This window comes from Candidatus Kaistella beijingensis (assembly GCF_020084865.1).
GTDB classification, from domain to species: Bacteria; Bacteroidota; Bacteroidia; order Flavobacteriales; family Weeksellaceae; genus Kaistella; species Kaistella beijingensis.
In genome coordinates, this window is the sequence record NZ_CP071953.1 from 1,560,680 (window position 1) to 1,576,142 (window position 15,463).

A 15,463-nucleotide genomic window follows, 5' to 3' on the forward strand; every position below is an offset into this window, starting at 1 on the left:
TTTTAAAAATTAAAATATTCCTTCGCGTTGAAATAACTGATGTCGGAAACCATTTTCCCCACCAAATCCATGTCTTGTGGAATTTCGCCACGCTGCATTTCATCACCCAAAATATTACACAAAAGCCGTCTGAAATATTCGTGTCTTGGGAACGAAAGGAAACTTCTAGAATCCGTCAACATTCCGATGAAACAACTCAATAATCCCATATTTGAAAGGGCGTTCAACTGTTTCGTCATTCCGTCTTTTTGGTCAAGAAACCACCATCCGGAACCAAATTGCACTTTTCCTTTTACACTTCCGTCGTTAAAATTTCCAATCATCGTGGCAAAAACTTCGTTATCTGCAGGATTTAAGTTGTAGATAATGGTTTTCGTCAATTTATCGTTGGCATCAAGTCTATTTAAAAATTTGGAAAGTTTCTCCGCTTGAGAAAAATCGCCGATAGAATCCCAACCTGTGTCGGGACCTAAAATTCGGTGCATTCTCGTATTGTTATTTCGCAACGCTCCCAAGTGGAATTGCTGAACCCAACCTAATTTGTGGTAAGATTCTGCCAATAAAATCAAGACTGCACTTTGGAATTTCAGTGCTTCTTCTTTGGAAACAGGTTGTCCGCTTCTTCTTTTCTTAAAGATTTGTGCGATTTCGTTTTCGGTAAAATTCTCAAAATAAATTTGATCCAAACCGTGGTCAGACAGTCGGCAACCATTATGGTGAAAGAACTGAAGTCTTTTCGTCAAAACATCCTGTAAATCCTGATACGTATTGATTTCAGTTTCCGCAACATTTGCCAAAGTGTTCAGATAATCGTTGTAAGATTCGTTTTCAATCAAAATCACTTTGTCGGGACGGAATGCGGTGCTCACTTTAATATGGAAATCACTCGACGCCAACTTTTTGTGGTATTCCAAATTATCGGTTGGATCTTCCGTGGTGCAAACCAATTCTGCATTCACTTTTTTCAAAAGATTTTGCGTGCTGTATTCAGCGGAATTAATTTTTGCGGATGCTTCGTCGTAGATTTTCTCTGCGGTTTTTTCATTAAGCAGTTCATCAATATCAAAATACCTTGCCAATTCAAGATGCGTCCAATGATAGAGCGGGTTTCTCAACGTGTAAGGAACGGTTTTTCCCCACTGAAGAAACTTGTCTTTATCGGAAGCGTTTCCTGTGATGAAATTTTCATTGATGCCTAAAGTCCGCATTGCACGCCATTTGTAATGGTCGCCTTTAATCCAAACATCGGTCAGGTTTTCGAAAATGTGATTTTCAGCAATCAACGAAGGTGAAAGGTGATTGTGATAATCGATAATCGGCTGATTTTTAGAATAGTTGTGGTATAACTCTTCTGCAAATTTGTTCTCTAAAAGAAAATTGTCGTGTATAAATTGACTTGCCATTCTTAAATTATATTATTCTTCGTTTGAAGGTTTTCCGATGGTCGCGAGAATTCCGCCATCCACATAAATCACTTGTCCGTTCACGAAATCGCTCGCTTTTGATGCAAGGAAAACTGCGGCACCACCCAAATCTTCGGGATTTCCCCATCTTCCTGCAGGAGTTCTGCTGATGATGAATTCATTGAAAGGATTTCCGTCCACACGAATGGGTTCGGTTTGTGAAGTTGCGAAATATCCTGGTCCAATTCCATTGACTTGAATATTGAATTTTGCCCATTCTGTCGCCAAATTTTGGGTAAGCATTTTCAAACCACCTTTTGCGGCGGCATAGGCGGAAACACTGTTTCTTCCCAATTCGCTCATCATCGAACAGATGTTGATAATTTTTCCTTCTTTTCGTTCAATCATCTGTTTTGCAACCAATTGAGACATAATAAAAGGTCCTACCAAATCCACATCAATCACTTTTCGGAAATCGGAAACAGGCATCGAAATCGCTAATTCTCGTTTGATAATTCCTGCATTATTCACCAAAATATGGATATCTCCTACTTCTTTGGTGATGAGTTCCACATATTTTGCCGCGTCATTTTCATTGGTCACATCGAAAAGATAACCTTTCGAATCATAACCTTTTGAGTGATAATACGAAAGTGCTTCTTCCATTTTTGAAGGCGTGGTTCCGGTGATGATGAGTTTTGCGCCTGCCTTTGCAAGTGCTTCCGCCATCGCCATCCCAAGACCGTGAGTTCCGCCGGTAATGAGTGCGTTTTTATTTTTTAAACTGAATAAATCCATTATTTTAATTCATTTGGTGGACAAATATCCATATCGCCATAATCAAGATTTTCTCCTGCCATTCCCCAAATAAAAGAATAGTTGGAAGTTCCCGCTCCACTGTGAATCGACCATTCGGGAGAAAGAACCGCCTGATTATTTTGCATAAAAATATGTCGCGTTTCGTGCGTTTGTCCCATAAAATGTGAAATCGTCTGTCCTTCCGTCAAATCGAAATAGAAATATGCTTCCATTCTTCTAGAGTGCGTGTGTGCAGGCATCGTGTTCCAAATATTTCCCGGTAAAAGTTCGGTCAAACCCATTTGAAGTTGGTTGGTTTGAACCAATTCGTTTACGATCAGTTTGTTGAGAACCCTTTTGTTGCAGTTCTCTTGGTCTCCTAAATTGATGACCACCGCTTCTTCTTTGCCAATTTTTTTGGTTGGATATGCTTCGTGAGCAGGTGCAGAATTCAGATAAAATAAAGCAGGATTTTCAGCATCTTTACTTACGAAAAGGATCTCCTTCTTTCCTTTTCCAACGTAAAGCGCTTCTTTTTTGTCGAGCTCAAAAACTTCTCCATCTACGTAAACTTCACCTTTTCCGCCCACGTTTACAATTCCGAGTTCTCTTCTATCGAGGAAATTTTCTGATTTTAAATAATCAATGGTTTCCAAATTGAGTCTTTCATTTACAGGCATTGCACCACCGACAATGAATCGGTCGTACATCGAATAAACCAGGTTGATTTCATTCTCCGTAAAAAGATTTTCAATTAAGAACTCGTTTCTTAATTTTTCCGTGTCATAAGATTTCACATCAGCGGGATTCGCCGCGTACCTGAAACTGTAATTCGTCTTCATAATAAAGATTTGTAATCGATTACACAAAGATATATAATATTTTCAAATTGCAAGAAAAAAATTGAGATAAAAATGGAAAGTTTTGATTTTAAAATATTTATTAATTGATTATCAATACTTTCATGCAGTTACAAAAAAGTTGCATTCTTGAAATATGGTATCCGTTTTATTCAAAAACATTCTTTCATTAAAAATAATTTCGTCTTAAATTTAAATTGATTGTGCAATTTTGTGTAATTTATTCAAATTCAACTTAAATTTAATTTGAAATTTATAAAGATTTTTATATTGCGTTTTTAAAAAAAATCTACTTTTGCCATAGATTATAAACTTCTTTATTCAAGTGTTTTAAATTATCATTCAGTTTAAAAACAAGTTCTTATGAATTACATTATTTCTAAAAAAATCATAATCACTCTCTGCTTTTCATTTTGCCTGCAATCGATTAATTCACAAACTACAGATTGGCAATCTTATGTGGATAAAGCACCATTTAAAGTTAAACTTCCTACAAATGCGAATATAAATTCAGGCAAAAAAATAATCTCTGTAAAGGATTTCGGTGCAATTCCTGATGCCAAAACTTTGACTACGGAAGCATTTCAAAAAGCAATCGACCAAAGTTCAAAGGATGGAAATACCATTATTAAAGTTCCTGCGGGAAATTGGCTTTTAAGTCCCATTGAACTGAAAAGCAATATTACCATTCATTTAGAAAAAGGAGCAGTAATGCAGTTTACGAAAGACCGCACCAAATTTCCGATGCTTGCAAAAAATTCAAAAGGAACCGAATATTTTGTGATGTCGCCGATTTACGCAAGAAACGTGGCGAATGTTATCATTACGGGGGAAGGAACTATCGACGGAGGTGGCGACAGTTGGAGACCTGTAAAAAAAGGAAAAGTGACCGCAGATTTTTGGGAAAACCTCATCAGAACAGGTGTTTTAAGCGACGACAAAAAAGTTTGGTGGCCAAGTTCTGACGCGATGAATGGCGACAATATTTTAAACAGTCTAAAAAAGAAAACAGATTTGACCGAAAAAGATTTTCTACCTGCGAGAGATTTTCTGCGTCCTTATTTAATGAACCTCATCAACTGTAAAAACCTACAGATTCACGGAATTACGATTCAGAATTCGCCGAAACTGACGGTTTATGTTTCTCAATCGGATGGAGTTATTCTAAACAATCTGAAAGTTCTCAATCCAAAATGGGGACAAAACACAGACGGAATCGACATCAGTGGTTCTAAAAACGTTCTCGTTTACAATTGCACAGTCGATGTTGGCGACGATGGAATTTGCATGAAAAGTTCGAGCAAAAAAGACGATACTTCCACCCAACTTGAAAACATCATTATTGCAAAAAACACCGTTTTCAACGCACATGGCGGATTTTCAATTGGTTCAAATACAGACGGTGGAATGAACAATATTTTTGTAACAGACTGCAACTTTATCGGAACAGATATTGGAGTTCGCGTGAAAAGCAATGAAGGAATCGGCGGAAACGTTTCGAATATTTATATTGAGAATATTGTAATGAAAAACATCGTTGAAGAAGCCATTAATATGTCCTCTGTTTATGAAAACAGGCAAGTTGGAAAAACTCCCGACAACAATGTAAAAGGCGAAAAAATTCCTGAATATTTTAATTTTTATTTCAAAAATATTACGTGCGAAGGGGCTGAAACTGCGGTAAACCTTAATGGATTAGAAAATTCTCCTATTCATGATTTGTATTTTGAAAATGTGATGATTAAAGCAAACAATGGTTTTGTGGCGGAGAATGTGGAGCATGTTTTTATGAAGAATACGAAAATTTTGTGCGAAGGAAATCCTTTCAAATTGAAAAATGCGACAAATGTTTTGTTAGATGGAAAGGTGGTGAGATAATTTATTGATGAAATAGCGATAAAAAAATCCGTTGCTAAATTTCTCGCAACGGATTTTTATTTCAGTAATTTAATCAACTTACAAATCTCCGCCGTGACTATCCAACTGTCCTTCCCATTTTGAAACGGCAGAAGTTGCTAAAGCATTTCCAAGAACATTCGTCATACTTCTTCCCATATCACAGAAATGGTCGATTGGCAAGATTAGCGCAATTCCTTCCGGGGGAATTCCGAACATGGTACAGGTTGCGACAATGATCACCAAACTTGCACGTGGAACTCCTGCAATTCCTTTGGAAGTCAACATAAGCACCAAAAGCATGGTGATTTGCTGTCCGATGGACATTTCAATTCCGTAAATCTGTGCGATGAAAATGGAAGCGAAAGTCATGTACATCATACTACCGTCGAGATTGAAGGAATATCCTAAAGGCAAAATAAAGGATACGATTCTGTTGTTGCAGCCAAATCTTTCGAGTTCTTCCACTAATTTTGGGAAAACTGCTTCGGAACTTGTAGTGGAAAATGCGATGAGTAAAGGTTCTTTAATTCTTCTTAATAATTCGAAAAGTCGGTTTCCTAAAATTAAATATCCAACAATACATAAAACCAACCACAAAATTCCCAATGCAAAAAAGAAATCACGGAGATAAATCGCATAAACTTTGAAAATCTCAAATCCGTTGGTTGCGACGACCGCAGCAATTGCACCCAAAACTCCAAAAGGTGCAAACCACATGATGTAACCTACCATTTTTAGAATTGCATGAGCGCAAATTTCAAAAGCTTTGATTAAAGGTTTTGTATATTCTTCGCCCATATTTGCCAAAGCAATTCCAAACATGATGGAGAAAACCACAATCTGCAAAACTTCATTCGTAGCAAATGCTTCAAAGACGCTCTTCGGGAAAATATGTTTTACAAAATCTTCCATGGAAAAACCTTTGCTAGTTTTCAAAAGTTCGTCGGCAGAAGCGGCATCGTGAATCGGAAGTTTGGTAACGTGTCCCGGTTCCAACCAATTCACCAAAACCAAACCAATCATCAAAGAAACTAAAGATGCGGAAATAAACCAAAGCATCGCTTTCGTTCCCACTCTTCCAATCATTTTCATGTCGCTCATCTTGGCGATTCCCACAACTAACGTGGTGAAAACCAAAGGAGCGATAATCATCTGAACGAGCCTGATGAAAATGGTTCCGAGAAGTTTGATGTTTTTTGAGAAAGATTCTGAACTTTCAGGATATTGTGTGTGAACGATTCCGCCGAGAATTACACCTAAAATTAATGCAACCACAATGGCGATGAAGAGTTTGTTTTGGCCTTTCATAGGAGTTTATATTTTTTTCAGATAGCTTTAAATATAGTTTTTTGCGTTTGGAAAAGTAGGTTACTGAGTCAAGAAAAATGTTAGTAAATCAGTTCAACCACAAAATCCTGTCCCGATTCATCAGGCAAAGGATGAAAACGAAGAATACAATTGGAAAAACACATTTTTGGGGATGAGTAATTTTGAGTTCATTTTTTAATTTTCGTAAATATAAAAAAATTCCTGACAGAAATCTGTCAGGAACCACATCATTTATCTTAAAAATTATTTTGTAGCCGGTGCTTTTTGTTCTTGAGGTGCTTGATTTTGCGGTGCGAGCAAATCATTCTGCAGATGAGCTTCTGGCTGAACCATTGGTGCTTTTAACCCTGTTACTTTATCAAGAACGGTCACTATTTCTGGATCACCCAGATTGTAGAAGAAACGGCTTGCAATTTTACCGTCTTTATCAAGAACGATAAATGAAGGCAATTTGAAACCATAAATACCGAAATCTTTGGCGACTTGTGAATTCAATCCGCCCTCACCATAAAGGTTTGTGCCCGGAATTCCTTTCAGCATGGCGTTACTCGTTTTTACGAACTGTTCTTTGGTATCATCTACATTCACAAAAGTGAAATTCATTTTCGATTTGTAGAAATTAACAACTTCTTTTAACACAGGCACCGTGGCTTCAGAAATATAGGGGTTCCAGGAAGCGTAAAACATCACCAAAGTAGGTTTTCCTTTACCGTCGAAAAGTTTATCGGAACTTCCGTCCTGCTTGATTAATTTTGAGGCAGGAGCTGCTTCGCCAACTTTAGGTCCTGAAATCACAAATAAAACTTTTTCCAAATCTTTTTTGATTTCAGCATCTTTAACATTATCCTTGATTACTTTATCAAGTTTCGCAATATTTTCAGCAGGCATTCCCTGTTGAATATCAGTGCTTGAAAGCACGAATCCTAAAAGATAATCTTTCGCGAGTTGAGACAGATCCTTTTTGGTGTTGATAAATTTTGCAAAAAGTTCAGAGGTTAATGCTTTACCATCCTTATTATTATCGGTAGCAAATGTCTGGAAATCCTGGCTTAATTTGCCTAAGAGATAATTTCTGAAAATGGGCTGACTTCTGAGCATTTTATCAGTATCTCCTTCCAATTTTTTCTCAACATCCCTGAAATTTTTAGAAACTTTGAAAGATGGATTTTGCGAAGCCAAACCATGATTCATTTCGTATTGGTTCATCAACCCAAGTAGGCTTGCATGCAGTTCGTCTTTTTTGAAATCTGCGACCTCACTGTCTGCTGAAGTCTTTTTTGCGGCTGCGTCAATTCCTTTTTCGATATCGTTTTTGATTCTGTCAATTGTTTTAAGGAAAGTTGCTTCATCTTGAGCTACCATTTCGCCGACATTTACTTTAGCTGCATAACCCTCAAAAAATTTCTGGAATTCTTTCAGTAAATCGTTATTATTTTTAGCGTCACCAGTAACGGTAAACTGTTGTGGAAAATTTTGTGCCTGACCTGAAATATTTAGGGTTTGGCCGCCTTTCAAATAAACCATCGCCTGTTTTCCCGCGTAGGTCATGATATACATTCCATTTTTTGGAGCTTCGAAACTTCCTGTAAAACTTCCTTTAGAATCTACCCCAATATTGGTTAACGGAAGCGTTGCAACACCAGAAGCTTCGATAAACTCGATTCTTTCAAGAGGTGAACCGCCAGCAAAATTACCTTTAACCTCCACTTTTTTGGAACATGAAACTGCTAAAATCGAGAAAAGTAATACTAAAAAATACGTCTTCATTATTTAAATTTAAATTTTCGCAAAAATAACTTTTTCAATCCTTTAAAGAAAATATTATTGATTATTTGTGAAAGATTTAACAACGAAAAATCGCTCCCAATAAACATTGAAAGCGATTTTAACTATTAAAAAAGAAATTTTAACCTTTATCCACCATTGCTCCCATAAACTCGCGGTTCATTCTTGCAATTACCTCCAAAGAAATTCCTTTCGGACATTCTACTTCGCAAGCTCCGGTGTTGGAACAGTTTCCGAATCCTTCTTCATCCATTGCGGCAACCATCGATAAAACTCTTCTTTTCGCCTCAACCTGACCTTGTGGAAGCAATGCATATTGGGAAACTTTTGCTCCAACAAACAGCATCGCTGAACCATTTTTACAAGTCGCAACACACGCTCCACAACCGATACAAGCTGCAGCGTCCATCGCCTTATCTGCTTCAGGTTTTGGAACTAAAATATTATTGGCATCGGTTGTTCTTCCGGAAGTGTTTACCGAAATAAATCCACCTGCAGCCATTACTCTATCGAATGCACTTCTGTCCACCACCAAATCTTTAATGATTGGGAACGCCGCACTTCTCCAAGGTTCAATGGTGATGGTTTCACCGTCTTTGAACATTCTCATGTGTAACTGACAAGTCGTAATTCCAGTATCCGGACCGTGAGGACGACCGTTGATGTAAAGGGAACACATTCCGCAGATTCCTTCGCGACAGTCGTGGTCGAAAGCTACAGGTTCGCTTCCGTTGTTCACCAGTTGCTCGTTGAGCATATCCAACATTTCGAGGAATGATGAATCGGTAGAAACGTCAGAAAGTTTGTAGGTTTCAAACTGTCCTTTTGATTTATTGTTTTTCTGTCTCCAAATTTTCAGAGTCAGATTTAAGCCTTTTTTTGTACTCATTTTCTTTACTGTTTTTGGAGATTATTTATAACTTCTTGTTTTCACTTCGATATTTTCGTAAACCAAATCTTCTTTGTGAAGGATTTCAGCATTAATATCTTCTCCATTATATTCCCAACACGAAACAAATTTGAAATTTGCATCATCTCTTTCAGCTTCTCCTTCTGGTGTTGCGTGATCCCAACGGAAATGTCCACCGCAAGATTCTTCTCTTGTTAAAGCATCTTTCGCCATCAGTTGACCCAATTCCAAGAAGTCTGCAACACGGAATGCTTTTTCCAATTCAGGATTCATTTCGTCGTTGGAACCTGGAACTCTAACGTCTTTCCAAAATTCTTTTCTTACTTCTTCGATTTCAGAAATCGCTTCACTCAAACCTTCCGGAGTTCTTCCCATTCCTACTTTGTTCCACATGATGTGGCCCAATTTTTTGTGGAAGTAATCAACCGAATGTTTTCCTTTATTATTAAGGAAGAAATGGATTTTGTCTTTCACTTCTTTTTCAGCAGCGTCAAAATCTGCTGTATTTGTTGGAATTGCTCCTGTTCTGATGTCCGCAGAAAGATAATCCGCAATCGTGTAAGGAAGCACGAAATAACCGTCTGCTAAACCTTGCATCAATGCAGAAGCACCCAATCTGTTTGCACCGTGGTCGGAGAAATTCGCCTCGCCAATCACGAAACATCCTGGAATTGTGGACTGCAAGTTATAATCAACCCAAACTCCGCCCATTGTGTAGTGAACTGCAGGATAAATCTTCATCGGCGTTACATAAGGATTGTCTGCCGTAATTTTTTCGTACATTACGAAAAGGTTTCCGTATTTTTCTTCCACCCACGCTTTTCCTAAATCGTAAATCTGCTGTTGAGACGGGTTGTGAATATTTTTTTCCAAAGCGGCTTCTTTTCCTTTTTTCATAATTTCCGTAGAGAAATCTAGGAAAACGCCTTCTTTCGTATCATTATTTTCAATTCCGTAACCTGCATCACATCTTTCTTTTGCTGCTCTGGAAGCCACATCACGAGGAACCAAGTTTCCGAAAGCCGGATATCTTCTTTCCAAGTAATAATCACGGTCTTCTTCTTTAATATTTTCCGGTCTTAATCTTCCTTCGCGAATCGCTACAGCATCTTCAATGTTTTTTGGAACCCAAATTCGTCCTGAGTTTCTTAAAGATTCCGACATTAAAGTTAATTTCGATTGCTGCGTTCCGTGAACCGGAATACAAGTCGGGTGAATCTGCACATAACAAGGATTTGCGAAATACGCTCCTTTTTTATGAATTTTCCAAGAGGCTGAAACGTTGGAACCCATCGCGTTGGTAGAAAGGAAATAGACATTTCCGTAACCTCCGGAAGCGATAACGACTGCGTGTGCAGAATGTCTTTCGATTTCTCCGGTTACTAAATTTCTTGCGATAATTCCTCTCGCTTTTCCGTCAACAACTACCAATTCAAGCATTTCGTGACGGTTGTACATTTTTATTTTTCCTTTTCCGATTTGTCGGCTCATTGCGGAATATGCTCCCAACAATAATTGCTGCCCGGTTTGACCTTTTGCGTAGAAAGTTCTTTTCACCTGAACACCACCGAAGGAACGGTTATCCAATTGTCCGCCGTATTCTCTACCGAAAGGAACACCTTGCGCAACACACTGGTCGATGATATTTCCGGAAACTTCTGCTAAACGATATACGTTTGCTTCTCTTGCGCGGTAATCGCCACCTTTTATCGTGTCGTAAAATAATCTGTAGATAGAGTCACCATCGTTTTGATAATTTTTTGCTGCGTTGATCCCTCCTTGAGCCGCGATAGAGTGCGCTCTTCTTGGTGAATCCTGGTAGCAAAATGCTTTTACATTATAGCCTTGCTCCGCCAAAGTTGCGGCTGCAGAACCACCTGCAAGTCCGGTTCCCACCACAATAATATCAATTTTATCGCGGTTGTTTGGTGCAACCAAGTTCATGTGGTCTTTATGATTTTTCCATTTGTCCGCTAAAGGACCTGCCGGAATTTTTGAATCTAATACTCCCATTTTAATTGAAAATTATTGAGTTACGTAATGAAAAATTGCGATGAAGATAAAACCTGCAGGAATCAGGATGGAATACCAATTTCCTAAAGCCTTAATCACCGGTGTATATTTTGGATGTCTTGCTCCGATGGACTGGAACGACGATTGGAAACCGTGCGCCAAATGTAAACCAAGCAAAACAAAAGAAATTACATAAAGTACCACTCTCCAAATCTCTCCAAATTTTGCGTGAAGTTCACCCCAAAATCTTGTCATATCATTTGGATCTCCTTCTCCTGGAACATATTTGTAAGTCATTTCATGTGCCCAGAAATCATACATGTGAAGTGCAAGAAACGCCAAAATCACGGCTCCGGAAATAATCATATTTCTCGACATCCACGTTGAATTTGCTGCAGAACCGTTTACTGCGTATTTTACAGGTCTTGCTTTGTTGTTTTTCATTTCTAAAACGAAGCCCATGATGAAGTGAAAGAACACCGCAAAAACTAAAATAGGCTGCATCAGAAACTGAACCGCGGGATTGTAACCCATAAAATAGGACGCACTGTTGAACGCATCTTCGCTGAAAACCGAGAGCATATTAACCGAAAGGTGCATCACAAGAAAAATCAGCAAAAACATTGCGGACAATGCCATTGCATACTTTCTACCGATGGTAGAACTCGTTAAACCTGCCATAAAATTTGATTATTTTGAATTTTCACAAAGTTAAAGAATTGTTAAGGTAACTAAAAGTGAGATTCGTCAGAATTTTACAGTTTGTAATGTTTCTAAATAAGAGGTGCGAGGATTCGGGTTTGCAAGGTTTTTGAAATTTATTTCATACGATACTCCACTCCATTAATCCTTATTTTTTCAGTTTCTTTTGGAATAACTCTTATTTCAAAATTATTTGTTCTTCTTGAAGTTAGATAGGGTTCAATCAGATAAGTTTTTATCTTTTCCAAATTTGATTTTTCAGAAATTAGGAATTGGACTTTATCCTTATTTTTAATTGAAACAATTTGTTCTTTGAAATATTGATGAACTAAAACTTCATTAATTTGATTGGCCCTAAAATTCAGAAAAAACCTTAAAGCAATAAAAACCGCGAGATAATAAGCCACTTTCGAAACATTGTTGATATTGAATTTTTGAATGGCAAATCTTAAATAATAAATGATGATGAATGCAGCCAAAACCTCCAAAAGCGTGATTGGAATCATTTTGTGAAACGCGAAATCAATGTCAGCGAAAAAGTGAATCAGCTTCAAAATCCAAGTCACGCTGAAATCATACAGTACATTAATCCAGGAAAATTGAAGCGAAAATGTGATTAAAACCGTCATCAACAAAGCAAAAACTATCAAAATTTCCGCAAAAGTAATCACCACCAAATTGGCCAAAATCGAAATAAAAGACCACTGATGAAAATAATAAATCACCAATGGAAGCGTCGCAATCTGTGCCGCAAAGCTCACAGAAATAATGTTGATTAATGTATTTTGGAATTTGTTTTTAGGTTTTGGCAGATATTTTAAAATCGGCTTATTTAACCAAAAAATTCCCAGAACCGCTAAAAAACTCAGTTGAAACCCTACATCAAAAAGTTGGTTGGTATCTGCAATTAGTATCGCAAACGCTGCCACCGCCATCGAATGTAGCAAATCGGCTTTCCGTTGCAGCAACACATAAATGTAGTAACACGAAATCATCATACAACTCCGAACAACCGAACTTCCATAATCTATGAAAATTGCAAACGTCCAAATTAAAAGCAGCGCGACAACAATCTTTATATTTCTAAGTTTTACTGGAAACACTGGTTTTAAAAGAATCAAAATCAGCCAGAAAATCACCGCCATGTGAGAACCAGAAATCGCCAAAATGTGCATCAAACCTGATTTCTGAAAATCCTGCACGGTTTCTTTGTCCATTTCAGTTCGGTCGGCGAGGATGATTCCCTTGGTGAATTCACGGGTTCTTTTGCTTAAAGCCGATTGATCGATTTTTTTTAAAGTTTCCAAGCGTTTTTGTCGAATTTTTTCAGCTAAGGTAAGGTCGTTTCTTTTTGCACTTTGATAGGAATTCGGAAGATAGCATTGAAAATAAATATCTCTTCTCGCCAAATATTTCCCATAATCAAACTGGAAATCGCTGTACGGTTTTTGGATTTTATTGATGTACACTTCACCTTTGTAATAATGCTGAAAATCGAGGTCTTTTTCCTCTTTCGGCATGGAAAGAACGCTTTGAAAAAACTCTTTGTTGCTCCATGCAGCCACTTCATAACGTTTATTTTTCTCGTTGGAATTCAATTTTTTAGTAATTTTAAAATAGATGAATTCCTTTCCTTGAAGGTCTGGAATTTTTGGTTTTTGCATCTTTAGGAAATGTGCGAAAATTCCTAATGAAAAGAAAAGCAAAAGCAGTGAGGTATACCGAAATTTATGAAAGTAGAAGTTTTTAATAAAAAAAGAAAAAAGCGTTAAAAAACTGAAAACCAGAAAAATATAAATTGTTTTTTCAGCCAAATAATATTCATCCTGCAAGAAAATTCCTAGAATAAACGAAACGCAGAGAATGAGTAGAGGTTGTTTGTTCAATTGGTGTTTTAAGGTAAAATTACCAAATTGCTCTGACAAAATCTACCGTGAAATCACCCATTTACAATAATTTCTGCAGCGTGATCACTTGCTCCTTTTCCGCCTAATTTTTCACGAAGTGCTTCATAGTTTTTAAGCATTTTTGTGCGGTTTTCTCCTTCAAAAATTTTAGTTAATTCTTTTACCAAATTATTGGTGTTCAGTTCATTTTGAATAAGTTCCGTCACAATTTCTTCATCCATAATTAAGTTGACTAACGAAATGTATTTGATGTTTTTCACCACTCGTTTTCCAATTTCATAAGAAATTTTGGAACTTCTGTAGCAAACCACTTCTGGGATATTTAAAAGTGCTGTTTCCAAGGTTGCCGTTCCCGAAGTCACCAAAGCCGCTTTTGAACTCCTCAATAAATCGTACGTTTTATTGGAAACGAAATGTACATTTTCATCCACAAATTTTTGGTAGAAACTTTTGGGTAAACTTGGCGCACCCGCAATTACAAATTGATGTTTCGGGAAATAAGGACGAACCGAAAGCATGATTTGTAACATCTTTTCAACTTCTTGCTCCCTCGAACCCGGAAGAAGCGCAATAATTTCTTTTTCGTTTAGATTATTTTCTGATTTGAATTTTTGTAAGTCCAATGTTGGCAAATCAGAAATCGCATCAAGCAAAGGATGTCCCACGAAATGGGCTTCAACTTGATGTTTTTTATAGAAATCCTTCTCGAAGGGAAGAATTACGAGCATCTCATCGACGAACTTTTTGATTTTCTCGACGCGGCCTTCTTTCCAGGCCCAAAGCTGTGGTGAAATGTAATAGACGATTTTGATTCCAAGACTTTTTGCAAATTCCGCAATCCTTAAATTAAAGCCGGGATAATCTACCAAAACCAAAACATCGGGTTTATATTTCTGAATATCTTCTTTACAGAATTTAATGTTTTTAAGTATGGTATTCAGATTTTTCGCAACTTCTAAAAAACCCATGAATGCTAAATCTTTGTAATGTTTCACGGGAGAAATTCCGGCAACTTTCTGCATTAAATCTCCGCCCCAAAATCTAAACTCTGCGTTGGAATCTTTTTTCAGAATCGACTTCATTAGATTGGAGGCATGCAAATCTCCTGATGCTTCTCCTGCGATGATGTAGTATTTCAATGTAGATTTGAGATTTGAGATTTGAGATTTTAAAAAAACAAATCAAATATTTAACTTAATTTTGTTTCAAAGATAAAATAAAAATGGCAGAAGATTTCGAAATAAAAAATAAGGTGGCAGAAAGCGGTTTGGTGAATTTCGACCTTTCCAAACTAGTTCCGAAAGGGAAAAGAATCGGGATTGACCTGAAGGATTTTCTTTTTGAAGGGTTGATTTTAAGGGAAAAGGACTTCCGAGAAAAAGTGGCTTCTTTGAATACAGAAGATTATGCAGATTCCTATGTTTACATCTACAATTCTGCTGATGTGATTGTTCCACTTTGGGCTTACTTTCTGATTACTGCAAAATTAACAGACTCCGCCAAAAAAATTGTTTACGGAAATCGTGAGGATTTGGAAGTTTTGTTAATGCACAACGCAATCCAAACTTATGATTATACGGATTTGATGCAGAAAAGAGTTTTGGTTAAAGGCTGTTCCGATGAATCGATTCCCGAAAACGCCTACATCGAATTGGTGGAACAACTGAAACCCATCGTGAAATCCCTGATGTTCGGCGAAGCGTGTTCGAATGTACCGATTTTTAAGAATTAGATATGAGTTCAAAGTATTTTCCGTACACCATATTTTTTATTTTTATTTTTTTGTACGCGATCGGAAGTTTTAGCAGGATTCCCTTCGGTGATTGTGTGGGGTACATTTATACCACAGAAACAGAA

At 37.3% G+C, this 15,463-nt stretch carries 12 protein-coding genes; 2 read left to right on the forward strand and 10 right to left on the reverse strand.

All coding sequences use genetic code 11. The features are described 5' to 3' along the window. Window positions 1-2: 2 nt before the first annotated feature. Genes uxaC through kduI form a run of 3 tightly spaced genes read right to left on the reverse strand, consistent with a single transcriptional unit; the run spans window position 3 to window position 3,043 of the window. Entirely contained in the window at window positions 3-1,403 is a 1,401-nt protein-coding gene (gene uxaC / locus J4771_RS07210; protein ID WP_224134310.1) for a glucuronate isomerase, read from the reverse strand. A 12-nt stretch (window positions 1,404-1,415) separates the two neighbouring features. Further along, entirely contained in the window at window positions 1,416-2,201 is a 786-nt protein-coding gene (locus tag J4771_RS07215) for a gluconate 5-dehydrogenase (RefSeq protein WP_224134311.1), read from the reverse strand. After that, the gene (gene kduI, locus J4771_RS07220; protein WP_224134312.1) at window positions 2,201-3,043 is read right to left on the reverse strand and encodes a 5-dehydro-4-deoxy-D-glucuronate isomerase; all 843 of its coding nucleotides are present in this window, start codon (window positions 3,041-3,043) and stop codon (window positions 2,201-2,203) included. The genes J4771_RS07215 and kduI overlap by 1 nt, the downstream gene beginning before the upstream one ends. A 381-nt stretch (window positions 3,044-3,424) precedes the next feature. On the opposite strand from kduI, the gene J4771_RS07225 reads away from it, so the two are divergent. Further along, entirely contained in the window at window positions 3,425-4,939 is a 1,515-nt protein-coding gene (locus J4771_RS07225) for a glycoside hydrolase family 28 protein (protein WP_224134313.1), read from the forward strand. Between the two features lie 78 nt (window positions 4,940-5,017). On the opposite strand, the gene J4771_RS07230 is transcribed toward J4771_RS07225, so the two are convergent. The 7 genes from J4771_RS07230 to lpxB all read right to left on the reverse strand — a co-directional run bounded on the left by J4771_RS07230 (window position 5,018) and on the right by lpxB (window position 14,745). Beyond that, window positions 5,018-6,268, reverse strand: a complete 1,251-nt coding sequence (locus J4771_RS07230; RefSeq protein WP_224134314.1) for a dicarboxylate/amino acid:cation symporter — start codon at window positions 6,266-6,268, stop codon at window positions 5,018-5,020. 264 nt (window positions 6,269-6,532) lie between these two features. Then, window positions 6,533-8,056: a TlpA family protein disulfide reductase gene (locus J4771_RS07235; protein WP_224134315.1), complete on the reverse strand. Its 1,524-nt coding sequence runs from the start codon at window positions 8,054-8,056 to the stop codon at window positions 6,533-6,535. Window positions 8,057-8,195: 139 nt separating this feature from the next. Further along, a complete protein-coding gene (locus tag J4771_RS07240) occupies window positions 8,196-8,963 on the reverse strand; it encodes a succinate dehydrogenase/fumarate reductase iron-sulfur subunit (RefSeq protein WP_224134316.1) in 768 nt (255 codons plus the stop codon). A gap of 21 nt (window positions 8,964-8,984) precedes the next feature. Next, complete coding sequence (locus tag J4771_RS07245; protein WP_224134317.1) at window positions 8,985-10,997, reverse strand: fumarate reductase/succinate dehydrogenase flavoprotein subunit; 2,013 nt, start codon at window positions 10,995-10,997, stop codon at window positions 8,985-8,987. A gap of 12 nt (window positions 10,998-11,009) precedes the next feature. Beyond that, complete coding sequence (locus J4771_RS07250) at window positions 11,010-11,678, reverse strand: succinate dehydrogenase cytochrome b subunit (protein WP_224134318.1); 669 nt, start codon at window positions 11,676-11,678, stop codon at window positions 11,010-11,012. A gap of 137 nt (window positions 11,679-11,815) precedes the next feature. After that, window positions 11,816-13,624 carry a ComEC/Rec2 family competence protein gene (locus J4771_RS07255; protein WP_317196328.1) on the reverse strand — a complete coding sequence of 603 codons (1,809 nt, stop codon included), beginning with the start codon at window positions 13,622-13,624 and terminating at the stop codon, window positions 11,816-11,818. A 14-nt stretch (window positions 13,625-13,638) separates the two neighbouring features. Next, window positions 13,639-14,745 carry a lipid-A-disaccharide synthase gene (gene lpxB / locus J4771_RS07260; RefSeq protein ID WP_224134319.1) on the reverse strand — a complete coding sequence of 369 codons (1,107 nt, stop codon included), beginning with the start codon at window positions 14,743-14,745 and terminating at the stop codon, window positions 13,639-13,641. 83 nt (window positions 14,746-14,828) lie between these two features. On the opposite strand from lpxB, the gene J4771_RS07265 reads away from it, so the two are divergent. Continuing rightward, on the forward strand, window positions 14,829-15,338 hold the full coding sequence (locus J4771_RS07265; RefSeq protein ID WP_224134320.1) for a DUF2480 family protein: 510 nt from the start codon (window positions 14,829-14,831) through the stop codon (window positions 15,336-15,338). Window positions 15,339-15,463: the final 125 nt, after the last annotated feature.

Excerpts from the sequence above, each read along its gene's own strand:
- J4771_RS07225 (WP_224134313.1), top strand. The coding sequence starts at position 3,425 with ATGAATTACATTATTTCTAAAAAAATCATAATCACTCTCTGCTTTTCA.
- J4771_RS07265 (WP_224134320.1), top strand. The coding sequence starts at position 14,829 with ATGGCAGAAGATTTCGAAATAAAAAATAAGGTGGCAGAAAGCGGTTTG.
- uxaC (WP_224134310.1), bottom strand. The coding sequence starts at position 1,403 with ATGGCAAGTCAATTTATACACGACAATTTTCTTTTAGAGAACAAATTT.
- J4771_RS07240 (WP_224134316.1), bottom strand. The coding sequence starts at position 8,963 with ATGAGTACAAAAAAAGGCTTAAATCTGACTCTGAAAATTTGGAGACAG.
- J4771_RS07235 (WP_224134315.1), bottom strand. The coding sequence starts at position 8,056 with ATGAAGACGTATTTTTTAGTATTACTTTTCTCGATTTTAGCAGTTTCA.
- J4771_RS07250 (WP_224134318.1), bottom strand. The coding sequence starts at position 11,678 with ATGGCAGGTTTAACGAGTTCTACCATCGGTAGAAAGTATGCAATGGCA.
- kduI (WP_224134312.1), bottom strand. The coding sequence starts at position 3,043 with ATGAAGACGAATTACAGTTTCAGGTACGCGGCGAATCCCGCTGATGTG.
- J4771_RS07215 (WP_224134311.1), bottom strand. The coding sequence starts at position 2,201 with ATGGATTTATTCAGTTTAAAAAATAAAAACGCACTCATTACCGGCGGA.
- J4771_RS07230 (WP_224134314.1), bottom strand. The coding sequence starts at position 6,268 with ATGAAAGGCCAAAACAAACTCTTCATCGCCATTGTGGTTGCATTAATT.
- J4771_RS07245 (WP_224134317.1), bottom strand. The coding sequence starts at position 10,997 with ATGGGAGTATTAGATTCAAAAATTCCGGCAGGTCCTTTAGCGGACAAA.